Annotated in this window: 22 protein-coding genes; 14 read left to right on the plus strand and 8 right to left on the minus strand. The window is 66.8% G+C overall.

Annotation, left to right across the window (positions count from 1 at the left end; genetic code table 11):
- Window positions 1-423, minus strand: coding sequence for an HIT domain-containing protein (locus GFD32_RS03320; protein WP_163575148.1), 423 nt, complete (start codon window positions 421-423; stop codon window positions 1-3).
- 143 nt (window positions 424-566) lie between these two features.
- On the opposite strand from GFD32_RS03320, the gene GFD32_RS03325 reads away from it, so the two are divergent.
- Window positions 567-698, plus strand: a complete 132-nt coding sequence (locus GFD32_RS03325; RefSeq protein WP_163575149.1) for an entericidin A/B family lipoprotein — start codon at window positions 567-569, stop codon at window positions 696-698.
- 79 nt (window positions 699-777) lie between these two features.
- Complete coding sequence (locus tag GFD32_RS03330; protein ID WP_240455535.1) at window positions 778-1,101, plus strand: I78 family peptidase inhibitor; 324 nt, start codon at window positions 778-780, stop codon at window positions 1,099-1,101.
- A gap of 31 nt (window positions 1,102-1,132) precedes the next feature.
- Here GFD32_RS03330 and GFD32_RS03335 read toward each other — a convergent pair whose 3' ends face one another.
- The 4 genes from GFD32_RS03335 to GFD32_RS03350 all read right to left on the minus strand — a co-directional run bounded on the left by GFD32_RS03335 (window position 1,133) and on the right by GFD32_RS03350 (window position 5,630).
- The gene (locus GFD32_RS03335) at window positions 1,133-2,164 is read right to left on the minus strand and encodes an ion transporter (protein ID WP_163575150.1); all 1,032 of its coding nucleotides are present in this window, start codon (window positions 2,162-2,164) and stop codon (window positions 1,133-1,135) included.
- Window positions 2,165-2,222: 58 nt separating this feature from the next.
- Entirely contained in the window at window positions 2,223-2,759 is a 537-nt protein-coding gene (locus GFD32_RS03340; RefSeq protein WP_163575151.1) for an acyl-CoA thioesterase, read from the minus strand.
- Between the two features lie 87 nt (window positions 2,760-2,846).
- Complete coding sequence (locus tag GFD32_RS03345; RefSeq protein ID WP_163575152.1) at window positions 2,847-4,157, minus strand: short-chain fatty acid transporter; 1,311 nt, start codon at window positions 4,155-4,157, stop codon at window positions 2,847-2,849.
- A gap of 78 nt (window positions 4,158-4,235) precedes the next feature.
- Window positions 4,236-5,630: an MATE family efflux transporter gene (locus tag GFD32_RS03350; RefSeq protein WP_240455536.1), complete on the minus strand. Its 1,395-nt coding sequence runs from the start codon at window positions 5,628-5,630 to the stop codon at window positions 4,236-4,238.
- Window positions 5,631-6,045: 415 nt separating this feature from the next.
- Between GFD32_RS03350 and GFD32_RS03355 the strand changes: the two genes are divergently transcribed.
- The 5 genes from GFD32_RS03355 to cydC all read left to right on the plus strand — a co-directional run bounded on the left by GFD32_RS03355 (window position 6,046) and on the right by cydC (window position 12,434).
- Entirely contained in the window at window positions 6,046-7,626 is a 1,581-nt protein-coding gene (locus GFD32_RS03355; RefSeq protein WP_163575153.1) for a cytochrome ubiquinol oxidase subunit I, read from the plus strand.
- A gap of 1 nt (window position 7,627) precedes the next feature.
- Complete coding sequence (cydB, locus tag GFD32_RS03360) at window positions 7,628-8,764, plus strand: cytochrome d ubiquinol oxidase subunit II (RefSeq protein WP_163575154.1); 1,137 nt, start codon at window positions 7,628-7,630, stop codon at window positions 8,762-8,764.
- A 97-nt stretch (window positions 8,765-8,861) separates the two neighbouring features.
- Complete coding sequence (gene cydX / locus GFD32_RS03365) at window positions 8,862-8,993, plus strand: cytochrome bd-I oxidase subunit CydX (RefSeq protein ID WP_163575155.1); 132 nt, start codon at window positions 8,862-8,864, stop codon at window positions 8,991-8,993.
- On the plus strand, window positions 8,977-10,740 hold the full coding sequence (cydD, locus tag GFD32_RS03370) for a thiol reductant ABC exporter subunit CydD (protein ID WP_163575156.1): 1,764 nt from the start codon (window positions 8,977-8,979) through the stop codon (window positions 10,738-10,740). The genes cydX and cydD overlap by 17 nt, the downstream gene beginning before the upstream one ends.
- Window positions 10,728-12,434 (plus strand): thiol reductant ABC exporter subunit CydC, encoded by a 1,707-nt coding sequence (gene cydC, locus GFD32_RS03375; RefSeq protein WP_163575157.1) that lies wholly within the window; start codon window positions 10,728-10,730, stop codon window positions 12,432-12,434. Before cydD ends, cydC begins: the two co-directional genes overlap by 13 nt.
- A 40-nt stretch (window positions 12,435-12,474) precedes the next feature.
- Here the strand turns inward: cydC and GFD32_RS03380 are convergent, their stop codons facing one another.
- From GFD32_RS03380 to GFD32_RS03390, 3 genes are all read right to left on the minus strand, one after another.
- The gene (locus GFD32_RS03380) at window positions 12,475-12,723 is read right to left on the minus strand and encodes a YfhL family 4Fe-4S dicluster ferredoxin (RefSeq protein WP_089687014.1); all 249 of its coding nucleotides are present in this window, start codon (window positions 12,721-12,723) and stop codon (window positions 12,475-12,477) included.
- Between the two features lie 86 nt (window positions 12,724-12,809).
- Window positions 12,810-13,292, minus strand: a complete 483-nt coding sequence (coaD, locus tag GFD32_RS03385; RefSeq protein ID WP_163575158.1) for a pantetheine-phosphate adenylyltransferase — start codon at window positions 13,290-13,292, stop codon at window positions 12,810-12,812.
- Window positions 13,289-15,178: a beta-ketoacyl synthase gene (locus tag GFD32_RS03390; RefSeq protein ID WP_163575198.1), complete on the minus strand. Its 1,890-nt coding sequence runs from the start codon at window positions 15,176-15,178 to the stop codon at window positions 13,289-13,291. The genes coaD and GFD32_RS03390 overlap by 4 nt, the downstream gene beginning before the upstream one ends.
- 375 nt (window positions 15,179-15,553) lie before the next feature.
- On the opposite strand from GFD32_RS03390, the gene trmB reads away from it, so the two are divergent.
- The 7 genes from trmB (at window position 15,554) to napF (ending at window position 22,383) form a co-directional block, all read left to right on the plus strand.
- A complete protein-coding gene (gene trmB, locus GFD32_RS03395; RefSeq protein WP_163575159.1) occupies window positions 15,554-16,243 on the plus strand; it encodes a tRNA (guanine(46)-N(7))-methyltransferase TrmB in 690 nt (229 codons plus the stop codon).
- A gap of 16 nt (window positions 16,244-16,259) precedes the next feature.
- On the plus strand, window positions 16,260-16,592 hold the full coding sequence (locus GFD32_RS03400) for a DMT family transporter (protein ID WP_205599032.1): 333 nt from the start codon (window positions 16,260-16,262) through the stop codon (window positions 16,590-16,592).
- Window positions 16,593-16,633: 41 nt separating this feature from the next.
- Window positions 16,634-18,067, plus strand: coding sequence for a D-alanyl-D-alanine carboxypeptidase/D-alanyl-D-alanine endopeptidase (gene dacB, locus GFD32_RS03405; protein WP_163575160.1), 1,434 nt, complete (start codon window positions 16,634-16,636; stop codon window positions 18,065-18,067).
- A gap of 13 nt (window positions 18,068-18,080) precedes the next feature.
- Window positions 18,081-18,452, plus strand: coding sequence for a diacylglycerol kinase (locus GFD32_RS03410; RefSeq protein ID WP_163575161.1), 372 nt, complete (start codon window positions 18,081-18,083; stop codon window positions 18,450-18,452).
- An 81-nt stretch (window positions 18,453-18,533) separates the two neighbouring features.
- Window positions 18,534-21,509, plus strand: coding sequence for a bifunctional [glutamate--ammonia ligase]-adenylyl-L-tyrosine phosphorylase/[glutamate--ammonia-ligase] adenylyltransferase (glnE, locus tag GFD32_RS03415; RefSeq protein ID WP_163575162.1), 2,976 nt, complete (start codon window positions 18,534-18,536; stop codon window positions 21,507-21,509).
- A 175-nt stretch (window positions 21,510-21,684) separates the two neighbouring features.
- Window positions 21,685-21,855, plus strand: coding sequence for a nitrate reductase (locus GFD32_RS03420; protein ID WP_163575163.1), 171 nt, complete (start codon window positions 21,685-21,687; stop codon window positions 21,853-21,855).
- A 12-nt stretch (window positions 21,856-21,867) separates the two neighbouring features.
- On the plus strand, window positions 21,868-22,383 hold the full coding sequence (gene napF / locus GFD32_RS03425) for a ferredoxin-type protein NapF (RefSeq protein ID WP_163575164.1): 516 nt from the start codon (window positions 21,868-21,870) through the stop codon (window positions 22,381-22,383).
- Window positions 22,384-22,397: the final 14 nt, after the last annotated feature.

The raw sequence follows: 22,397 nt of genomic DNA on the forward strand, positions 1-22,397 counted from the left end.
TCAGTCCAGGTCGAGGTTGTCGATCTGCGCCAGCAGATGGTCGCGCATGCTGGCGAGGCCATCGAGATCGTAGGGTTCGGCACTGCCCTCGCCCCACACCGGCTTGGGCCAGACGGCATCGCTGCGGCGACGCACCACGACATGCACGTGCAGCTGGGCAACCATGTTGCCCAGACTCGCCACGTTGAGCTTGTCTCCCTTGCAAAGTCGCAGGAAGGCCTCACCGACCGTCGTGACTTCACGCCACAGCTGCTGCTGGTCCTTCGCGTCCAGCTCGAAGAGTTCGCTCGTGCCTGGGCGGCGGGGAATCAGCACCAGCCAGGGGAAGCGGGCATCGTCCATCAACCGCAGCTGGCAAAGCGGCAGTTCGGTTACCGGGTAGCTGTCCGCCACCAACTGTGGATCCGTGTCGAAGCTTCCCATGGTGGTTCTCCCTAGGCACCGTGATTGCCATACCATCATGGCACAGCTGCGGTACTGACGAGAGCGTTCGACGCGACAGCGCCCAGTAAGTGCTAAAGTGGGAAGGCAACTCGCACCCTGACGATGATTCATTGGAGGTACACATGAAAAGGACGCTGTCACTCATCCTGGTGTCGCTGTTCGCCCTGTCTCTGCTCGGCGGCTGCAACACCATACGCGGTGCCGGGCAGGATATCGAAGAAGGGGGCGAGGCGATCCAGCGCCAGGCCGACTGACGCAGCTCCTTGCCGGCGCGGGCTGGGACCTACCGTTTGGGCTCGCGCATTCAGGTTCGCAACGACTCAAGGGTAGCGCATGTTCGCACGGAGCCTGGTAACGCTGGGCGCTGGCTTGCTGGTGAGTGCCTGTACCATGATTGCATCGCCACCACCTCCGGATCCGGCCCCCAACCCGCCCCGCAGTGATGAGACCGACGATCGCTGCGGGGCTGGGCGGGTCCAGGATCGCGTGGGGCGAACCTACAGCGAGTCGCTGGGGCAGACACTGCTGCAGGAGAGTGGCGCCGGCGCACTGCGGGTGATGCGCCCGGGGTACGCCTACACCCTCGAGTACCGCGCCGACCGCCTCAACGTTCGCGTCGACGAGGCGGGCGTGATCACTGCCATCGGCTGCGGCTAGTCTCCTCCCGCCGGGGCGGCGGCGATTGTCGTCAGGCGTAGCGCTGTTTCCACTGCTGCTGCGCGACCTGCCCCTTGATCACTTCCAGCATGTCGATCAGCACCTGCTCGGTGACGCGGTCGGTGTGGGCGTCGACGCGCAGCCAGGCATCGAAACTGCTGTCGGCCAGGCGCTCCACCAACTGGTTGAATTCCGGCGAGCGCAGTCCCTCGATGGTTTCGTTGACCAGGCGGCAGGCGATGTCGCTCAGCGAATCGTCGAGCGCACGGGAAACCTGGTTGCCCAGCGGAAGGCGCCGCAGGCGTTTGATTTCGGGGCTCTCGGCCAGAGTGCGTCCTACCAGGGCGCTGATATAGCGCATCAGATCGTCCCGGTTGGCCCGGCAGGCGCTGTCGACCATCGTCTCCAGGCGTCGACTGATCTCGTGGATCAACTGCTGCTTGCGCGGCATCACCACGTCTTCGGTGAGCCGCTTCGACAGCGAGTCGCTGCCGCGCACTTGGTCCTGCACGCTGCCGCGCACTTGGTCCTGCACGCTGCCCAGTAGGCGCAGGGCGGCGCGGTCGGAGAGCTCTTCCATCACGATATCGTAGTACTTGGCATAGACGCCGTAGAGCCACCAACGGCGGATATCGATCAGCCCCAGACGCTGCAGACGGTACAGCAATGAGATGATGCGCAGCACCCGCAGCAGCCGGAAACCGCCCAGCGGGATGCAGCCCAGCACGTCGTACCAGTGCACGAAGGGATAGAAGAACCAGCGGTGATAGCGGCGCTCGATGATCGCCACGATCCAGCCCAATAGTACGTCGAGCAATAGGACGGCCACGAAGGCCAGGTCGATGGCGATGAAGTTGGCGCGGACATGGCGCTCGTAGGCCCCGTGCAGCCCTGGCGCTGCGGCTTCGAGGGCGGTGTTCAGCGGCGGCATCAGGAACAGGCTGTCGAACAGCAGCAGCGCCAGGTTGGCGATGACCACCGTGATGATCAGCAGGTCCCACACCAGGTGGACCTTGTCTTGCCATAGGGGGCGTGCGCCTTGCTCCGGGCTTGGGTGGGACATGGTCCCTCCTGAATGCCGCTGATGAAAGCGATGCGTGAGTCTCGGCAGCCATCCCCGGTCAGTTACTGGCCTGGCCGTTGCGTGCATCCGCCTGGTTGGCGAGATGGTCGTTCTGGGTACGGCGCTCCTCCTCTTCTGCCTGCTTGCGCAGCTTCTTGCGCAGTGCGGCCTTTTCGAAGCGCAGTTTCTGCAGTGGCGCTTCGAGCCTGAGCGGGGCCACCGGCGCGGGTTTGCCGTCCTCGCTTACCGCCACCATGGTCAGGTAGCAGCTGTTGGTGTGACGGATCACCTTGTCGCGGATGTCCTCGGCGACCACCTTGATGCCGATCTCCATGGAGGAGCGCCCCACGTGGTTGACGCTCGCCAGGAAGGTGACCAGTTCACCCACGTGGATGGGCTGCTTGAACAGCACCTGGTCGACCGAGAGCGTCACCACATAGTGGCCGGCGTAACGGCTGGCGCAGGCGTAGGCGACCTCGTCGAGCTTCTTGAGGATGGCGCCCCCATGCACCTTGCCGCTGAAGTTGGCCATGTCGGGCGTCATCAGTACGGTCATCGAGAGTTCGTGCTGGCCGGGGAGGTCGGGGGGAGTCATGGCTGAACATCCTTCGGTGGATCTCGACACAGCATAGCGCCTCGCGGCTGGAGTGGCAGCGAGGCGCTTCGGGGTGTCGCGTTGACGTTAGAACCAGGTCAGGCCCACGGCGATGATGGCGCCGGTGATGAACAGCTGAATCAGACAGAAGCCCATGATGTCCTTGGCCTTGAGGCCGGCGATGCCGAGTACCGGCAGCGCCCAGAAGGGCTGCAGCAGGTTGGTCCAGGCGTCGCCCCAGGCCACGGCCATGGCGATGCGCGGCACATCGACGCCGAGCGCCTCTGCGGCGGGCAGCATGACCGGTGCCTGTACCGCCCACTGGCCGCCGCCGGAAGGCACGAAGATGTTGACGATGCCGGCGCTGATGAACGACCAAAACGGCAGCGTGGTCTCGGTAGCGAAGGAGATCAAGGCCCCGGACAGGGTCTCGGCAAGCCCCGACTGCACCATGATCGCCATGATCCCTGCATAGAAGGGGAACTGGATGACGATGCCGGCGCCGCCCTTGATCGCCTCCTGCAGGCTCTCGAGCAGGCTACGCGGTGTGCGGTGCAGCACGATGGCCAGAAACAGGAACAGGAAATTGACCACGTTGAGGTTGAGGCCACCGTTACGTAGCAGGAAGTGGTCCGCCAGGAAGAGCAGGCCGGGGATGCCCACCAGCCAGGCCAGCGTCACGCTGTTCTCGAGGCGATCGGCCGGGCGCTGAATGCGTACACGGGCCTTGTCCGGCTCTTCTAGCAGCGCCGGATCGACGTAGACGCTTTCCTGCTCGTCGGGCAGCATCAGCCGGTTGACCAGCGGCACGGCGATGAACAGGCACAGCACGATGCCCAGATTGAACAGCGAGAAGATGGTCTCACCGGTGCCGATCACGCCGATCTGCTCGACGCTGAAGTGCCCATCGGTGGCGATGGTCAACGGCACCGAGCCGGCCAGGCCGCCGTGCCACACGATGAAGCCGGAGTAGGCGCTGGCCACCAGCAGGCGGTAGTCGACGCGTATCTGCCGAGCGAGCTCCTTGGCGAACAGTGCCCCTACCACCAGGCCGAACCCCCAGTTGATCCAACTGGCCGCCAGCGAGACCAGGGTGACCAGCACGATGGCCGCACCGGCGTTCTTGGCGAGTCCGGCCAGACGCTGCAGCAGCCGCTTGACGGGTGGTGAGCTGGCCAGCATGTAGCCGGTCACCAGGATCAGCAGCATCTGCATCGAGAAGGTCAGCAGGTTCCAGAAGCCATCGCCCCAGAACCGCATCACCGCCAGTGGCGTTTGACGCTCCACGGCGATGGCGGCGGCGGCAGCGATGACGGTAAGCAGCAGTACGAAGATGTAGGGGTCGGGCAGATAGCGCTCGACCAGCTTGACGGCAGGTCTGGACAAGGTCTTGAGCATGGCGGATTCGCTTCTTCTGATTGGGCTTTGTATGGGCACAAAAGTAGCGCAGTCTCAGTGGGTTGCGCCAATGACCGGTTAACGTTGACGTGCTTTGTCAGGTTTGTCAAAACGCGCGGTGGCCGGCGTATGGCACCAGCCGTGGCGCCGATGATGGCGGTAGTAGCCGAACAGGGTGGCCGAGCGCACGGCGGTGAAGAGTAGAAAGGCGAACCACAGGCCGTGATTGGTCAGGGGCTCGGGAAGCAATGCCTGGCCCAGCCACCAGGCGGGCAGGTAGACGACGAGGCCGGCAAAGATGCTGTTGCGCATTTCGCGAATGGCCGTGGCACCGATGAAGACGCCATCGAGCAGGTAGCTCCATACGGCAATGAGCGGCATGGCCACCATCCACGGCAGATAGACCGCGGCCGTGGCACGGACCTCCGGCAATCCGGTGAGCAGGGCGATCAGCCATTGGCCTCCCGTCGCGAAGGCCAGTGCAGCGACCGTGGCTGTGACCAGCGAAAGCAGCGCGGCGCTGGCCACGGTCCGGGCGAACTCGTCCCAATGCCGACGGCCAACCGAGCGCCCGGTGAGTGCCTCAGCGGCATGGGCGAAACCGTCCAGCGCATAGCTGGTGAGCATGATGAACTGCAGCAGTACGGCATTGGCGGCCAGAATGGTATCGCCCTGAGCCGCACCTCGCGACGTGAAGAAGGCCATGGCGAACAGCAGCCCCAGCGTGCGTATGAAGAGGTTGGCATTGACCGAGAACAGTTCGCCGTAGGCGCCAAGCGCCAGCAGGCGGCTGCGCAGGAAGCGCCCTTCCAGCCGCCCGAGCTGGCGCATCACCAGCCAGCCGCCGAACGCCAGCGCCGTGTAGTCGGCGATCACCGTGGCCCAGGCCACGCCGTCGCTGGTCATGCCCAGCCCCACCACGAACAGCAGGTCGAGGAGAATGTTCACCCCGTTGGTCAGTACCAGGATGGCCAGCGTCACGCGCGAGTTCTGCTGGCCCAGAAACCACCCCAGGATGGCGTAGTTGGCGAGTACTGCGGGTGCCGAGAGAATGCGTATCTGGGCGTATTCGGCGGCCAGTGCCGTGGCCACTGCACTGCCGTCGAGCAGCCACAGGCCGAGTGCGATCAGCGGTTGCGACAGGAGGATCAGAGCGCTGCCGATGCCGGCGGCGAGCAGTAGCGACTGGCCGAGCAGGTTGCGTATATCGCCGTCGCTTTCACGTCCCGCTGCCTGAGCGGTGAGCCCGGTGGTGCCCATGCGCAGGAAGCCGAAACCCCAGTAGAGAAAACTGAACAGGGTGGCACCCAGGGTTACGGCGGCCAGGTAGCGCGAGTCTGGCAGATGCCCCACCACGGCGGTATCGACGAGCCCCAGCAGCGGCACGGTGACGTTGGAGAGGATGATCGGCCAGGCCAGCGCCCAGATGCGACGCGAGGCGGACCACGGTATCTCACGGGGCTGAGCGGTCACGGCGGATTCCGGTCATGGACGAGACCGGATACCTTGGCGGGATTTTGTCATCGATGCAACGGCCAATCCGTGGAAGCGAATGAAGTGTGGCGCTACCAAGTTTGGCTATGCAATCTGAAACTTGCCCCATTTCCAATAAGTGGTAAGAAGAAGCTTGGTATAAGGAGTGGCTTGAAAATAACCTTCCATATTACAAGGCGCCACTAAAACATTGTGTGTGGTGCGGCAATTGGTCCTTGCTTTGTTGCCGAAAACTTCGAGTTATTAAGCGGTATTTTAAGTACTCTTAATAACTTGGGTCAGAAGTTGACTAACGTCAATATTTCTTTGTTTTGCATTGCATATATTCACCTGAATAGTGCGTTTCTCCTTAGGAGAAGCCGTGCTGGCCCCATCCTTTGCCTTGGAGTTGCCAATGGATATCGTTGAACTATCCAGGTTGCAGTTCGCCTTCACGGCGATGGTGCATTTCCTGTTCGTACCCCTCACGCTGGGTCTCTCGATCCTGCTGGCGATGATGGAGACGGTCTACGTGATGACCGGCAAGACCATCTATCGCGAAATGACCAAGTTCTGGGGAAAGTTGTTCGGCATCAACTTCGCCCTGGGAGTCACCACCGGGATCGCCATGGAGTTCCAGTTCGGCACCAACTGGTCCTACTACTCCCACTATGTGGGGGATATTTTCGGGGCGCCGCTGGCGATAGAGGCGCTGATGGCCTTCTTCCTCGAGTCGACCTTGGTGGGCCTGTTCTTCTTCGGCTGGGATCGTATGTCGAAGCAGAAGCACCTGGCCGTCACCTGGCTGATGGCGCTGGCCACCAACCTCTCCGCACTGTGGATCCTGGTCGCCAATGGCTGGATGCAGTACCCCATCGGCTCCGAGTTCAACCTCGAGACCATGCGCATGGAGCTGACCAGCTTCGCCGAGGTGGTGCTCAGCCCGGTGGCCCAGGTCAAGTTCGTGCATACCGTCTCCGCCGGCTATGTCACCGGCTCCATCTTCGTGCTGGCCATCTCCAGCTGGTACCTGCTCAAGGGGCGCGAGGTCGCCTTCGCCCGCCGCAGCTTCGCCATCGCCTCGGCCTTCGGCCTGGCCAGCGTGCTCTCGGTGATCGTGCTGGGCGACGAGTCCGGCTATGAGCTGGGCGACGTGCAGAAGGTCAAGCTCGCCGCCATCGAGGCGGAGTGGGAGACTCACCCGGCGCCGGCCGCTTTCACCCTGGTGGGGCTGCCCAACCAGGCGGAGGAGCGCACCGATTACGCCATCCGCATCCCGGCGGTGATGGGGCTGATCGCCACCCGCTCGCTGAGCGAGGAGGTCACCGGTCTGCGCGAGCTCAAGGCGCAGCATCGCGAGCGCATGGTCGACGGCCGTGAAGCCGTTGTGCTGATGCAGCGCCTGCGCAGCGGCGAAGGTACCGAGGAGGATGCCGCCCGCTTCGAGGAGGTGCGTGACGATGTCGGCTATGGCCTGCTGCTCAGCGCCTACACCGAGGACATGAGCGCCCCCACCGCCGCCGAGATCGACCGCGCCGTGGAGGCCTCGGTTCCCGAGGTGTGGCCGCTGTTCTGGACCTTCCGCATCATGGTGGCGGCTGGCTTCATCATGCTGGTGCTCTTCGCGCTGGCCTTCTGGCACAGCGTGCGTCGCCAGCCCGAGAAGTCGCCCTGGCTGCTGCGCTTCGCCCTGTTCAGCCTGCCGCTGCCCTGGATCGCCTCCGAGGCCGGCTGGTTCGTGGCCGAGTATGGCCGTCAGCCCTGGGCCATCGGCGAGATCCTGCCCATCCATATCGCGGTCTCCAGCCTCACCTTCAACCAGGTGCTCTTCACCCTGATCGCCATTGGCGTGCTCTACACCCTCTTCGTGATCATCGAGATCTGGCTGATGCAGCACTTCGCTCGCAAGGGGCCCTCCGGCAGCGGCTACCACGCCGGTCCCGACGCCATCGACGCCCCCGTCGACATCACGGCCAGCAAGCCCCAGGAGGCATGATATGGATTACGAAACGCTCAGATTCATCTGGTGGGTCCTGATCGGCGTGCTGCTGGTCGGCTTCTCGATCACCGACGGCTTCGACATGGGCGTGGGTGGCCTGCTCAAGGTGGTGGGTCGCAACGACGAGGAGCGTCGGGTGATGATCAACTCCGTGGCGCCCCACTGGGACGGCAACCAGGTGTGGCTGATCACCGCCGGCGGCGCGCTCTTCGCCGCCTGGCCGCCGGTCTACGCCGCCGCCTTCAACGGCTTCTACCTGGCCATGATGCTGACCCTGTTCGCCCTCTTCCTGCGCCCGCTGGCGTTCGACTACCGCTCCAAGCTCGACAGCCCCACCTGGCGCAACCGCTGGGACTGGATGCTGACCATCGGCTCGGCGGTGCCGGCGCTGATCTTCGGCGTGGCCTTCGGCAACCTGCTGCAGGGCGTGCCCTTCCAGTTCGACGACATCCTGCGCCTGGACTACCAGGGCGGGCTGCTGGGGCTGCTCAACCCCTTCGGCCTGCTGGCCGGGGTGCTCAGCCTGCTGATGTTCCTCACCCACGGGGCCGCCTGGCTGCAGCTGAAGACCGAAGGCGAACTGCGCCAGCGCAGCGCCGCCCTGGGCAGTCGCACCGCCCTGGCCTGCGCCGTGCTCTTCCTGCTGGGCGGTATCTGGCTGCTGCTTGGCGTGGACGGCTATCAGGTCACCAGCGTGATCGACACCCAGGGCCACAACGCCACCACCGCCAAGCTGGTGGAGGCGAGCAGCGGCGGCTGGTTCTACAACTACGCCCGCTTCCCGGCACTGTGGCTGCTGCCGCTGTTGGGCCTGGCCAGCTTCGTGCTCTGCTCCCTGACCATGAAGGCGGGCCGCCACGCCCTGGCCTTCGTCACCTCCTCGCTGGCCACGACCCTGGTGATCGTGACCACCGGGGTCACCATGTTCCCCTTCGTCATGCCGTCGTCGCTCAACCCCAACCACAGCTTGACCATGTGGGATGCCACCGCCAGCGAGCTGACGCTGATGATCATGTTCGTGGTGGTGCTGATCTTCGTGCCGCTGGTGCTGGCCTACACCGCCTGGAGCTACTGGGTGATGCGCGGCCGACTCAACGAGCAGTACATCCGCGACAACGACAAGGCGCTCTACTGACATTTCAGGCTATGGCCTCCGGCGAGAGGCGCCCCTCGAATGCCTCACCGAGGATCCGCCTCTCGCCTGCAGCCAGCCTTGCAAGGAGATAACGACTATGTGGTATTTCGCCTGGATTCTCGGTGTCGCCTTGGCGGCCTCCCTCGGCATCCTCAACGCCATGTGGCTGGAGATCAACGGCTACGAAGGCGAACCGGCAGGGGAAGCCGAGCATGACCGCGGCGACTGATTCGCCCACCCCCCGGCAGCGGCTGGCCCGCTGCCTCGCCCCCCAACGCTGGTGGCTGCGCGGTGCGCTGCTGCTGGCGCTGGGGGGCGCCGTGCTGCTGGTCGCCCAGAGCTGGCTGCTGGCGGCCCTGTTTTCCCGTTGGCTGCTGGCCTGGCAGGAGGGGGCGTCGCTGATGGCGCCAGACCCCTGGTGGCTGGTGGCCCTGGCCGCCTGCTTGGTGTTGCGCCCGCTGCTGCACGCCGGGCGGGAATCCCTCTCGCGCCAGGCCAGTCGCCGGGCGCGAGCCGCACTGCGTGGCGAGCTGCTGGAGCGCCTGGGCCAGCTGGGTCCATCGCGGCGCCGCTACGGCAGCGACGGTGCCCTGGGTGCCCAGGTGCTGGAGCAGGTGGACGCCCTGGACGGCTATATCGCCCGTTACCAGGTGCAGAGCCGCCTGGCGGTACTGGTGCCACTGCTGCTCGGCGTGGCGATCGCCCTGCACAGCCCGCTGGCCGCCACGCTGATGCTGATGACCGCGCCCCTGGTGCCGCTGTTCATGGTGCTGGTGGGGCGCGCCGCCGCCGGTGCCAGTCGCCGCCAGCTGGATACCCTGGCCCGCCTCGGTGGCCATTTTCTCGATCTTGTGCGCGGCATGGGCACCCTGCAGCGGCTGGGCGCTGCCGCCCAGGCCTCCCGGCGCATCGCCGCCGCCAGCGAGGCTTACCGCGGGCGCACCATGGGTGTACTGCGCCTGGCCTTTCTCTCCAGCGCCGTGTTGGAGTTCTTCTCCGCGCTGGCCATCGCCCTGGTGGCGCTCTACCTGGGGCTTGGCCTGCTGGGGATCCTGCCCTGGGCCAAGGGCGAGGTGCCGGTGGTCTACCCATCGGCGTTGTTCATCCTGCTGCTGGCCCCGGAGTTCTACGCCCCGCTGCGCCAGCTGGGCGCCGACTACCACGCCCGGGCCGAGGCCGAGGGGGCCATGGAGGAGCTCGCCCCGCTTCTCGAGGCCCGCCCCTGGCGGCCCGCCGAGCGGCTCACCCTGGCCGACGCCGCGGCTCCTCCGCGGCTGGCGTGTCGCGACTTGGCCGTGGCCGGCGACGCTGGCCGCCGGCGCCTGGCGCCGCTGGACCTGGACCTGGCCCCCGGGGAGCGCCTGCTGGTGCAGGGCGAGAGCGGCAGTGGCAAGTCCAGCCTGCTCGAAGTGCTGCTGGGGTTTTCGCCCTACGAGGGCTCGCTGGCCGTCGACGGCCATGAGCTGGCTACGCTTTCGCGCGAGGCCTGGCAACGCCGGCTGGGCTATCTCGGCCAGCACCCGCCGGTGCTGCGCGGCAGCGTGGCCGACAACCTGCGCCTGGCCGCCCCGGAGGCCGCCGACACCGAACTGGTCGCCGTGCTCGAGCAGGTCGAGCTGTGGCCGCTGCTGGCGCCCCGCCAGGGGCTGGCCACGCTGCTGGGGGAGCGCGGGCGCGGGCTCTCCGGCGGCCAACTGCAGCGCCTCGCCCTGGCCCAGCTGCTGCTGCGCGAGGCGCCGTTGTGGCTGTTCGACGAGGCCACCGCCCACCTCGACCCGGACGCCGCCCGGCGCCTGAACGGCTTGATCGAGCGGCTCAGCCGCGGGCGCAGCGTCATCCTGGTGAGCCATGAGGCCGATGGCCTCGAGTGGGTGGATCGTCGCCTGGCCCTGGGGGAGGCCGGCCCGCGACAGGCGCGCCGCGAAGGGGAGTGGCGAGAAGCGACGCACGAGGAAATGCCGTCATGCCAGAGCTGAAACCCGCCTCCGCCATTCGCCTGCGCGACCTGCTGCGCCTGCGCCGTGGCGGCTGGGCGCTGGCCTTCGTCATCGGTGCCGCCACCCTGCTGGCCGTGGTGGCCCTGCTGGCCATCTCCGGTTGGTTCATCACCGCCGCCGCAGCGGCCGGGGTGGCCTCCGTGGCCCTGCTGGGCTTCGACTACTTCCGCCCGGCGGCACTGATCCGCCTGTGCGCCATCGTGCGTACCGCCGGGCGTTACGGCGAGCGTCTGGCCTCGCACCACGCTGCCCTGGGGCTGCTCAAGGATCTGCGCTGTCGGCTCTTCGACGCCCTGGGGCGCCGAACCCCCGGCGCTGCCCAGGCCTCGACCGGCAGTGCGGCGACCATGCACCGCCTGGTCACCGATATCGACCAGCTCGACCGCTTCGTGCTCAGCGCCCTGCTGCCCTGGGGCTGGGCGGGGCTGCTGGCGCTCGTGGTGATGGGGATGCTGGCCTGGCTCGATCCGACCCTGCTGCTGGCGGCGCTGCCCGGGCTGCTGCTGGCCTGGCTGGGACTGCCGCTGTTGACCCTCTGGCAGGGAAGCCGGCTGGCACGGCGCGACGCCGAGCTCGGGGAGGCGCGTCGCGAGGCGCTGGTGGAGCCCCTGGCGGCGATCACCCCGCTGCTGCTGTGGGGGCGCTGGGGTGACGTCCACCGCCGCGTGGCGGAGCACGACCGGCGCTGTCTCGACCACCAGGAGCGTCAGCAGCGGCTGGCCAGCCGGGTGGGGGCCCTGCAGCAGGTGGCGCTGGGGGGAGCCATCGTCGCCGTGCTGTGGTGGGGCGTGCCGCTGCTGTCGGAGTCGGGACTCTCGGTGGCCCTGCTGCTGGCGGCAGTGCTGGTGCTGCTCGGCCTGGGCGAGATCCTCGCCCCCCTGGCGGGAAGCTTCGTCTCCCTCGGCGCCAGCCTTGCCGCCAGGGATCGTCTCAACGCCCTGGTGGCCGAGCCGCCCGGTGTGCCGGAATCGCCGACGGCCGTGGCCGGGACCGGGCCCCCCTCACCACCCTGGTCCCTCGAGCTTGACGGCATCGGTGCTCGGATCCCCGGGGCGCTGAACGGCCCCGAAGGCATCGACCTGGTGCTCGGTGCCGGCGAGGCGCTCTGCCTGCGCGGTCCCTCCGGGTGCGGCAAGTCGACCCTGCTGCAGGTGCTGGCCGGCGAGCTCGCCCCCTCGGCCGGGAAGTGTCGGCTCAACGGCCGAGGGCTGAACGAGTGGCGCTTGAACGAGGTGATCGGCTACCTGCCCCAGCAGTGGGACCTGTTCGATATGAGCCTGGCCGCCAACCTGCGCCTGGGCGACGCCGAGGCCGGCGACGAGGCGCTATGGCAGATGCTCGACGAGTTGGCACTGGGGGAGTGGGCGCGCCGTCTGCCTCAGGGGCTGGCCACGCCACTGGGGGAGTACGGCGCGGCGGTCTCCGGCGGCCAGGCGCGACGCATCGCCCTGGCCCGACTGCTGCTGGCAAGGAGGCCCATCCTGCTGCTCGATGAGCCCCTAGTCGGGTTGGATGCGGTGTGCCGCGAGCGGGTGCTGGCGACCGTACGGCGCCGCCAGGGCGACGGGATCCTGGTGGTGGTGTCGCACGTCCCGCTGGACCTGCCTGGCCTGCGGCTTCGCGAGCTGTGGCTGTCAGCTGAGGGTCGACCAGTGGAGGCAGCTGCTGGATAGCTAGGGGTGTCAGCCCCTCCCTCGAGGCGGATGGCTAGCGTCAGGCAGCAGTGATCAGACGATACTTGGTCATCAGCTCCTCGCGGCTCTCCTCGCGCTCCGGATCGAGGGGAATGCAGTCGACCGGGCACACCTGCTGGCACTGCGGTTCGTCGTAATGGCCGACGCACTCGGTGCACAGGTTGGGGTCGATGACGTAGATCTCCTCACCAGGCGAAATGGCGCCGTTGGGGCATTCGGGCTCGCAGACGTCGCAATTGATGCACTCGTCGGTGATCATCAGTGCCATGAGGCTACCTCGCGATCGGGCGGGCCGGTTCGGCCGGCAGCGCCCTGAAAGTTGCCGTTCGGCGAACGAATCGCCGAGTATTTCAGTCAGGTATTGTAATGGCTCTTCAGCGCTTCGGCGACCCTGGGATGCACCAGGCGCGAGACGTCGCCACCGAGCTTGGCGATCTCGCGCACGATGGTCGAGGAGATGTAGGAGTTCTCCACCGCCGGGGTGAGGAACACGCTCTCCAGTTGCGGGGCCTGGGCACGGTACATGTTGGCGAGCTGCAGCTCGTACTCGAAGTCGGATACGGCACGCAGGCCGCGCAGGATTACCCGCGCGCCCTGTTCGGCCATCATGTCGGTGAGCAGCCCCGAGAAGCCGATGACTTCGACATTAGGCAGTTCGGCGGTGACCTCGCGAGCCAGGGTCAGGCGGGTGTCGAGGTCGAGCGTCGGCCCTTTTCCAGGGCTTGCGGAAATCGCTACCACCACCCGGTCGAAAAGGCGGGTCGCACGCTCGATCAGGTCGTAATGGCCATGGGTGATGGGGTCGAAGGTGCCGGGATAGACTGCAAGAGTGGTCACGTTTCGTCTCCTTCGTCGAGGCGTCCGAAGGGATTGTTCACCGCCAGCGATACCGGGCGGGCATAGCCGGGAATATGGATCCGGTCACGACCGACCTCGAGTTCCGGGCCCTCCAGTACGCCCTCGCCGAAACGATAGCGGGCCTGGTAGTGGCCGTGATCGGCCTCGGCGAGATAGGCGCGTGCGGCTTCGCGGGTGGTCTCACGACGCTCGCGCCAGGCAGCCAGAGCCAGCTCGCCGTGGCGGCTGGCCATCAGTCGCTCGGTTACCGCCGGTGACAGCACCACGCCGGTGGCGTTGTTGCCGCCGAAGCCCTTGGCATTGATGAAGGCGGCATCGGCGCTGAAGGCCAACGGCTCGCGGAACAGCTGGAGGCGCTCGGCGTAGACGTCTTCGGCGACGGCATCCAAGGAGGGGATGCCCGGCAGCAGGCCGTGGCAGAAGCTGCCCAGGGCGCTGGCCAGCTGATCACCCGCGGCACTGCCCTGAGAGTGGCCGACGAAAGCTTTCACCGCGACCACGGGCCAGGTCTCGATGCCCTGGGCCTCGGCCACTCTGTCGAACACATGGGATTCGGTGACGCGATTCTTGGGCGTGCTAGTGCCGTGAGCGTGCAGGAAAGTGCGTTCGCGCAGCGCCCGGGGGCCGAGCATGTCGCGCACCAGAGCGGCGGCTTTGCCCAGGGTGATGTAGTTGCCGATGCCGGGGGCAGAAATGGAGCGCTTCCAGCCATCGGCATTGACGAAGACGCCCGGCACGCTGCCGAGAACCTCGGCGCCGCTCTCCAGCGCCAAGGTGTCATCCATCAGCAGCAGGAACTGGCTCGATTCGGCGATGGTGAAACCGCAGTTGCGGGCGAAGGGGCGGCAGGCGCGCTGGTAGTCGCTGTCGGTGAGCAGCTCCAGCGCGTCCAGCGCCCTGAGGCTATCGTCGTCGGCCAGCGCTCCCATGGCGCGAAAGCCTTCGATGATCTCCGGCGTGATGGGCGCATCGGCGGTGCCCACCATGACCACGCGGCGCTGGCCGCTGCGAATGTCCTCGACGCCCAGGCGCAGGTTGTAGAGGAAACTGGCGCAGGCGCCGAGCGCTGCGCCGGTGCCACCCACGCTGCCCAGCACGTAGGCGTTGAGGAAGTCGGCGGGCATCTGGCCGTAGCCCAGCGGCATCTGTTTGGAGGTGGCACGATTGCCCGAGACGAAGCTCTTGAGCAGGCCGCCCCAGCCCTCGTCGTCGAGCTGGCCGATGGAGTTGCCGGCGTAGACGGCAATGTCGTCGGGGTCGAGGCGGTCGCGCAGGGTCTCCCATTCCAGTCCGCTGTCGCCCAGGCAGTCGCTGGCGGCGAAGATGGCCATGGAAAGCCCGCGCGGATGGTGCACGCTGCGGTAGTAGCGGCGCGGGTCGAAGCCGCTGGGCAGTTGGCCGGCGGTGCGGACCTGGGCCGGGCGGGTTTCCGGCAGCATCACATCGAGATCGCCCGGTGGAACCGACACTTCCAGCGTTCGCCGGTCGATCTCGCGTACCTGCCAGGTAGGCGGCAGGCTGTCGGGCAGCTGACGACGACGCACCTGGAAGGTCAATGGCACCTCGAGAGTGAGATTGGCGCGGCGATTGGCGGGCAAGCCGGCATCGTTGAAGCGCGGATCCTCGATACGGCGAATCAGCGTGTGGTCGAGCACTCGGGCACGGCACCGATCGGCGAGCTGCGCAGCCGAGATCGCCTGGCCCTCGGCATCGCGCCAGCCATCGCCATGATGGTTGCCCAGGCCCATCAGGGTGGCCAGCCCCAGCAGCAGATTTTGCTGGTCGCCGCCGGGCAGAGCATCGAAGATGGTGCGACGGAATGCCTGATGGCCAGACGTCCGACCGGCGGGGTTGATGCCGCCCATGCCGACGATCACGGGTAAGTGTGACAAGCCGCTTTCCTCGTGTGCTGTTCGTGCGAGTCGCTATTATGAGTATGGGATGGGCGATCATAGCACCCGGTTTGCCATGGCGTCATGGGCTTGGCAGGCTCGGGGGTTGGTCCTCGAATATAAAACAAACGTTTGAAAAAGTGTCCCGGCTGGGGTATCCTGCGACGGCTGTTTGAGTCATATGAGTGGGTATCTGGGCGCCTCGCCATGGGGCGCCTTTTTTTGCGACGGGTTTTGGCGACGGGGGCCACCCCATGCCGCGTTGGCCATGCGATGCCGGCGGGCCGCCTCGCGGATGGCACCGGGACTGGTAGAATGGTCGGCCGCTAGTGTCGACGAGGGAGTCCCATGCAGGCCGCGTCCCGCACCATCACTTCCAATCAGGCCGGGCCGCACGAGGACCTGGCGCGCCGCGTGGCCAGGGCGCTGGCCCACCCACTGCGCAAGCCGGTGGCCGAGCACACCCGCGAGGCGTTTGCCCAGGCTCATGCCTGGCTGGCCGAGCGGCCCATGCCGCTGATTCTCGATGCCGGCTGTGGCGTGGGGCTCTCCACACGTCGCCTCGCCGGGCGCTTTGGCGACCATGCGGTGATCGGCGTGGACCGCAGTGCCCATCGGCTGGGACGCAACCATGGTGCGTTACCCGACAATGCGCTCCTGGTGCGTGCCGATCTGGTGGATTTCTGGCGCCTGGCGCTGGCGGCGGGCTGGCAGCCGGCACGCCACTACCTGCTCTACCCGAACCCCTACCCCAAGGCGGCACATCTCAAGATGCGCTGGCATGGTCACCCGGTGTTCCCGACGATCGTGGCGCTGGGAGGGCGTCTGGAACTGCGTTCCAACTGGCGTCTCTACGTGGAGGAGTTCTCCCTGGCACTGGGGCAGGTTAGCGGAATGACGGCTGCCGTCGAACCCTTTCAGCCGGCGGCGAGCGGTGAGCCGCTAACGCCTTTCGAGGCCAAGTACCATGCCAGTGGCCAGTCGCTGTGGCGACTGGTCGTCGATCTGCCGTACCCCCTGGCTCACGAAGCCCGCTGACAATGGAGAGATGATGGTGATCACCTATTTTTACCTGGCCCTGGCGATCGCTGCCGAAGTGATCGGCACCAGCGCGCTCAAGGCCTCTGAGGGCTTTACTCGCCCCTGGCCGAGCGTGGTCGTGGTGGTCGGTTACGGCCTGGCCTTCTTTCTGCTCAGCTTGGTGCTACGCAGCCTGCCGGTGGGTATCGCTTATGCCATCTGGGCGGGGTTGGGCATCGTACTGGTGACCGTTGCCGGGGTGGTGATCTATGGCGAGACGCCGGACCTGCCGGCAGTGGCGGGAATCGCCATGATCGTTGGCGGAGTGGTGGTGATTCAGCTCTTTTCCAAGGTGGCCGCGCATTGATGTGCGCCGCGTCGACCGATATCCGTTCGAGGGTTTCCAACATGTTTTGCCGCGTCCTGCTTGCGTTGTTGCTGCTCTGCTTGCCGCTGGCGGCTCCGGCAGCGGGCTTCACGGAACTCGGCCGGCTTGCCGAGCGTGGTTTTCTGATCGGGGCCGAGGCGCGCCTGCTCGGCAGCAATGAAGTGCTGGGCAGTCTCGCACCGGAGCGCCAGCTGTCGCCGGCATCGGTGTCCAAGATCTACTTGGCCGCGGCGGCGCTGGATCGCTGGGAGCCGCAGCACCGTTTCACCACGCGCCTGATCAGCGAGGCCGAGCTGGATGCCGAGGGAACGCTGCAGGGCGATCTGGTGTTCGAAGGCAGCGGCGACCCGGGGCTTGCCACGGAGGACCTGTGGCGCCTGGCCCAGCGGCTCCATCAGCGTGGCGTGCGCGAGGTGAGCGGACGACTGGTAGTCAGCCAGTGGCGTTTCGGGCCCGTGGCTTGCCTCACCACGGACCGCTGCGAGGCGCGTGAGCGCGTGGCCAATACCTACAGCGCGCTGCTCTCGTCGGTGGGCATCAACCATGGCAACTGGTGCGTCAGCGTGGCGCCGGGAGGCGAAGCCCAGGCGCCGGCCCGGGTGACCCACTGCGACGGCCAGGCATCCATCGTCACGGTCGACAACCAGGTCATCACGCTGGCCGCCGGCGGGACGACGGCGCTCGATGCCGAGCGGGTCACCCGCGACGGCGAGGATGTGATGGTGCTGCGCGGCACCATCGCCGGGGATGCCGCCGCCCGTGATGTCTACCGCACCAGCGGAGACCCTGCGGAACAGACCGCGCAAACTCTGGCGGCGATGCTCGATCAGGTCGGCATCGCCGTGCAGGGCGTTCATGCCACCACCATCGAACCGCCTTCGTCCGTGGCCGATACCCTGGCGGCCGTGGAGGGGCGGCCACTGCAGGCGTTGCTGCTCGATACCCTGCACTACTCCAACAACTTCATGGCCGATATGCTGACGCTGGGGCTCGCCGATACGCCGCGCCCCACGCTGCTCGACGGCGCCGCGGCCATTGAGCATTTCGTGGCGGGGATTCCCGACCATGGGCCACTGGACCTGCGTAGCGGCAGCGGCCTGACCCCCGAGAGCCGCACGTCGGCCCGCGGTGTCAACGCGCTGCTCGCCAGTCTTTTCCATCGCCCATCGCTGTTTCCGGCTTTCGTGGGGAGCCTGCAGACGCCCAGTAACGGCGTGATGCGCTTTCTGCGCCGAGGCTCGCCGACCTTCCAGAACCGTGTGATGCTCAAGACCGGTACGCTCAACCAGCCGGTGGCGGTACGTGCCGTGGCAGGGTATTTTCGCACCCGCACGGGTCGCTGGGGGGTGTTCAGCGCCTTCGTCAACGGCACGGCGACCACGCCTTGGCTCAATTGGACCCAGGTGCTGGATCCGCTGACCGAGGATATCGAACGCATGATCGAGGCCAACTGAGAAGGATGCTCCCATGAAGCCCGCACACACCGGCTGGCGCCATCTGGTCCACTCCACCCGCTATTCCCTCAAGGGGCTGTACGCCGCCTTCTGCCACGAGTCGGCCTTTCGCCAGGAACTGCTGATCTGCGTACTGTTGATGCCGTTGGCGCTGTGGCTCGGCCAGGGGCCGCTGGAGTGGGTGCTGCTGATCGGCAGCTGTCTGCTGGTGCTCATCGTAGAACTCGTCAACAGTGCCATCGAGAGCGTGGTCGATCGGATCGGTAGCGAGCCCCACGAGCTCTCGGGGCGAGCCAAGGATCTCGGCTCGGCGGCGGTCATGCTGACGCTGCTGTTGGCGGCGCTCACCTGGGGACTGTTGGGCTGGGAAGCGCTGTTTGGCTAGCCTGCACCGCGTCCATGGGTGCCGTTGTCCGGCCGCCTTGGTTATGCTGGGGGTATTCGAGATGCAACGAGCGAGCCCCTCATGGCCCTGTCCGACGATTTTCTGCCGTGTGACGATGTACCCGCTGCACTAAAGCCGGCCCTTGGCAAGGCATGGCAGCGCCTTGCCGAGAGTCTTGCCGAGGCCGATAACGTCGCCGAGATGACCGGTCAGGAGATCCCCTCCGAAAGCTGGGATGCGCTGGCCGACAGCCGTCGTCGCCAACTGGCGCATGTGCTCGCCATCTCACCGTTCGCCGCCGAGACGCTGGTGCGCCATCCTGACTGGCTGCAGCATCTGGATGCCAGCGGTGAGCTCGATGCGGCCCTGGCGCCGGATGCCCTCGGCGACATGCTCGCGGAGCGCCTGGAGAGCGTCGCGGACGAGGAAGCACTGCATGCCGCCCTGCGTCGCTTTCGCCAGGCACGCATGCTGGGCATCGTGTGGCGCGACCTGACCCGCCCGCCGGGCATCGACATGTGGGCCACGGCGGAAGCCGTTTCGCGGCTCGCGGAGGCCTGCCTGGAGGGAGCGCTGAGCTGGCTGGAAGCGCACTTCGCGCCACGCTGGGGACATCCGGCTCCCCGCAGCGACGGCAGCGAACAGCGCCTGGTGGTGCTCGGCATGGGCAAGCTGGGCGCCGGCGAACTCAACCTCTCCTCGGACATCGACCTGATCTTCGCCTTTCCCGAGAAGGGCGAGACGCAGGGCGGACGCAAGTCGCTCGACCATCAGGAGTACTTCACCAAGCTGGGCCAGCGGCTGATCGGCGCCCTGGATGCGGTGACCGCCGACGGTTTCGCGTTCCGCGTCGACATGCGCCTGCGCCCGCTGGGAGACGGCGGGCCCCTGGTGGGCAGTTTCGCCTCGCTTGCCAGCTACTATCAGGATCAGGGGCGGGAGTGGGAGCGCTACGCCCTGCTCAAGGCGCGCCCCGTGGCCGGCGACCGCGAGGCGGGCCGCGAGCTGCTCGCCAATCTGCGCCCGTTCGTCTATCGCAAGTACCTCGACTTCGGCGCCATCGAATCGCTGCGCGAGATGAAGGCGCTGATCAACCGCGAGGTGAAGCGTCGTGGCATGCAGGCCAACATCAAGCTCGGTCGAGGCGGCATTCGCGAAGTGGAATTCGTGGTACAGGCGTTCCAACTGATTCGCGGTGGCCGCGACACCGAGCTTCAGGTCACCTCGCTGAAGACGGCGCTGGCAAGGCTGCCCGAGCTCGGCCTGCTGCCCGCCGAGGTGGTCGACGAGATCGCGCCCGACTACGTCTTCTTGCGCGACCTGGAGCACGTCCTTCAGGCCCTGGAGGATCGCCAGACCCAGAGTCTGCCCGACGACGACCGGGACCGCGAGCGGGTTGCCCTGGCACTGGGCATGGAGGACTGGCCGGCGGTCATGGCGTGTCTCGACGAGGTGCGTACCCGCGTGCGCCGGCACTTCGACGCGGTGATCGCCGACCCGGAAGCGGAGCTCGAAGAGGGTGGCGAAGCGCAGCCCGAGGCAGCGGCCTCTCTCGACGACTGGCGAGCGCTGTGGCACGGCGAGTTCGATGACGACGAGGCCCGGGAGCGGCTCGTCGAAGCGGGGTTCAGCGATCCGGAGACGACCTATCGGCGCTTGGTCACCCTGCGCCAGTCGCGTCACGTTCAGACCATGCAGCGTATCGGCTTCGAGCGCCTCGAGGCGCTGCTGCCGCTGCTGCTCGATGCCGCGGCGGCGAGCGAAGCGCCGGACACGGCGCTGGAACGCGTGCTGCCGCTGGTCGAGTCGGTACTGCGTCGCACCGCCTACCTGGCCCTGCTGCGTGAGAATCCGGATGCCCTGAGTCACCTGATGCACCTGTGCGGGGCGAGTCCGTGGATCGCCGAGCAGCTGGCACGTCATCCGCAACTGCTCGACGAACTGCTCACCCCGGAGACCCTCTATACGCCGGCCGACAAGACGCGTCTCGCCGACGAGCTACGCCAGGCCCTGGGGCGCATTCCCGAAGACGACGAAGAGGCACAGCTCGAGGCGCTGCGCGTGTTCAAGCACGCCCACGTGCTGCGCGTGGCGGCCTCCGATATCGCCGGTACGCGCCACCTGATGAAGGTCAGCGACTATCTCACCTACATTGCCGAAGTCCTGCTCGATGCCGTGCTGGCCATGGCCTGGAAGCACCTGACCCGCAAGCATGGCCATCCGCTGAGGAGTGACGGCAGCCGGGCCGGGGCCGAGCCGGAGTTCCTGGTCATCGGCTACGGCAAGCTGGGTGGCATCGAGCTTGGCTACGGTTCTGACCTCGACCTGGTGTTCATCCACGATGCCGATTCCGGCAGCAGTACCGATGGGCCGCGGCCTCTGGATACGCCGGTGTTCTTCACGCGTCTCGGCCAGCGCATCATCCATCTGCTCACCGCGGTGACGCCGGCCGGCACCCTCTACGAGGTGGACATGCGCCTGCGTCCCTCCGGCAACTCGGGGCTGCTGGTCACCTCGTTGCAAGCCTTCGCCGAGTACCAGCGTCATCAGGCCTGGACCTGGGAGCACCAGGCGCTGGTACGCGCACGGGTGGTGGCCGGGAATGCCGATCTGGCACGTGCCTTCGAGGCGGTGCGCAGCGAAATCCTGGGTCGCGAGCGCGACATCCAGGCGCTGCGCGAAGAGGTAGCGAAGATGCGCCACAAGATGCGCGAGCATCTGGGCAGCAAGGGCGGCGACGACGGTTTCGACCTCAAACAGGACCCGGGCGGCATGGTCGATATCGAGTTCCTGTGCCAGTTCGCGGTGCTTTCGATGAGCGCCGAGACCCTCGAGTTGCTGACCTACAGCGATAACATGCGCATTCTGGAAACGCTGGAAGCGACCGGTCGTCTGCCGGGGCGCGACTGCCAGCGTCTGCGCGATGCCTATCTGGCCTATCGCAGCGCCGTGCACCGGGCGTCGCTGACCCGCGAGGCGGCGCGTGGCCGTGACGCCGACTTCCACGCCCACCGACGGGCCGTCAGCGAACTTTGGCAGCGGCTGATGGAACCGTAACGCCATCGCCGGCATCGGCCTCCCTCCCGAGCTTTCCGGCCCGCCGTTCTGGCGGGCTCTTCGATGAAGCCTTGCCGTCGCCAGTGGCGAACAACCTGACAGATGCCATTTCTTGGCTACCCTGAGAGCCAGTGCGACAGAATGCCGCACTGGCCAAGGGGAAGGGGGAGTTGCCATGGCTACATCGCAGCACGACACCGAAGCCCCGGAGGTCCGCAAGAAGCGCGAACTCCGCCTGTTCCTGTTCATCGCCTTTCTGCTCTTTCCTCTGCTGGCCATCGCCGTGGTCGGCGGCTACGGCTTCGTGGTGTGGATGCTGCAGCTTTTCTTCGGCCCTCCGGCCTGATCGGGAGCGGGTATGACAGGCACCCACCTCGACCACCGGCGCTCGCGCCGTCAGCTGTTTCGCTCGCTGGCCGGCCAGGGCCCGGTACGCCGCCCGCCCTGGAGCGGTGACGACTTCCTGGATCGCTGCACGCGCTGCGAGGCCTGCCTGACGGCCTGCCCGGAAGGCGTGCTGTTCACCGGCGACGGCGGCTACCCGGAGATCCGCTTCGTCGACGATGGCTGCACCCTGTGCGGGGAGTGCGTTGCCGTCTGCGATGCCGGGGTGTTCGACACCGCTCGCCCCGCTTTCCCGTGGCATGCCGCCATCGAGTCCCCGTGTCTGGCCCTGGCCGACATCCACTGCCAGACCTGTCAGGACGCCTGCGAGTGGCAGGCGATCCGTTTCGTCCCGACCCTCGGGCGCCCGCCGCAGCCGGAGATCGACACCGACGCCTGCACCGGCTGTGGTGCCTGCCTGGCACTGTGCCCCAACGACGCCATCCGTCTGACCGGCAGCGAGGAGGCCCGCGAACGCACGACTCAATGACAATAACGATGCAA

It is taken from the genome of Halomonas faecis (genome assembly GCF_010993975.1).
In the GTDB taxonomy this organism is placed as follows: Bacteria; Pseudomonadota; Gammaproteobacteria; order Pseudomonadales; family Halomonadaceae; genus Halomonas; species Halomonas faecis.

Bases quoted from the DNA above. Each gene is read 5' to 3' on its own strand.
- GFD32_RS03325 (WP_163575149.1), top strand. From the start codon at position 567: ATGAAAAGGACGCTGTCACTCATCCTGGTGTCGCTGTTCGCCCTGTCT.
- GFD32_RS03355 (WP_163575153.1), top strand. From the start codon at position 6,046: ATGGATATCGTTGAACTATCCAGGTTGCAGTTCGCCTTCACGGCGATG.
- dacB (WP_163575160.1), top strand. From the start codon at position 16,634: ATGTTTTGCCGCGTCCTGCTTGCGTTGTTGCTGCTCTGCTTGCCGCTG.
- trmB (WP_163575159.1), top strand. From the start codon at position 15,554: ATGCAGGCCGCGTCCCGCACCATCACTTCCAATCAGGCCGGGCCGCAC.
- GFD32_RS03410 (WP_163575161.1), top strand. From the start codon at position 18,081: ATGAAGCCCGCACACACCGGCTGGCGCCATCTGGTCCACTCCACCCGC.
- glnE (WP_163575162.1), top strand. From the start codon at position 18,534: ATGGCCCTGTCCGACGATTTTCTGCCGTGTGACGATGTACCCGCTGCA.
- napF (WP_163575164.1), top strand. From the start codon at position 21,868: ATGACAGGCACCCACCTCGACCACCGGCGCTCGCGCCGTCAGCTGTTT.
- cydC (WP_163575157.1), top strand. From the start codon at position 10,728: ATGCCAGAGCTGAAACCCGCCTCCGCCATTCGCCTGCGCGACCTGCTG.
- GFD32_RS03390 (WP_163575198.1), bottom strand. From the start codon at position 15,178: ATGGGCGGCATCAACCCCGCCGGTCGGACGTCTGGCCATCAGGCATTC.
- cydD (WP_163575156.1), top strand. From the start codon at position 8,977: ATGACCGCGGCGACTGATTCGCCCACCCCCCGGCAGCGGCTGGCCCGC.
- GFD32_RS03420 (WP_163575163.1), top strand. From the start codon at position 21,685: ATGGCTACATCGCAGCACGACACCGAAGCCCCGGAGGTCCGCAAGAAG.
- GFD32_RS03320 (WP_163575148.1), bottom strand. From the start codon at position 423: ATGGGAAGCTTCGACACGGATCCACAGTTGGTGGCGGACAGCTACCCG.
- GFD32_RS03330 (WP_240455535.1), top strand. From the start codon at position 778: ATGTTCGCACGGAGCCTGGTAACGCTGGGCGCTGGCTTGCTGGTGAGT.
- GFD32_RS03335 (WP_163575150.1), bottom strand. From the start codon at position 2,164: ATGTCCCACCCAAGCCCGGAGCAAGGCGCACGCCCCCTATGGCAAGAC.
- cydX (WP_163575155.1), top strand. From the start codon at position 8,862: ATGTGGTATTTCGCCTGGATTCTCGGTGTCGCCTTGGCGGCCTCCCTC.
- GFD32_RS03345 (WP_163575152.1), bottom strand. From the start codon at position 4,157: ATGCTCAAGACCTTGTCCAGACCTGCCGTCAAGCTGGTCGAGCGCTAT.
- GFD32_RS03340 (WP_163575151.1), bottom strand. From the start codon at position 2,759: ATGACTCCCCCCGACCTCCCCGGCCAGCACGAACTCTCGATGACCGTA.
- GFD32_RS03380 (WP_089687014.1), bottom strand. From the start codon at position 12,723: ATGGCACTGATGATCACCGACGAGTGCATCAATTGCGACGTCTGCGAG.
- cydB (WP_163575154.1), top strand. From the start codon at position 7,628: ATGGATTACGAAACGCTCAGATTCATCTGGTGGGTCCTGATCGGCGTG.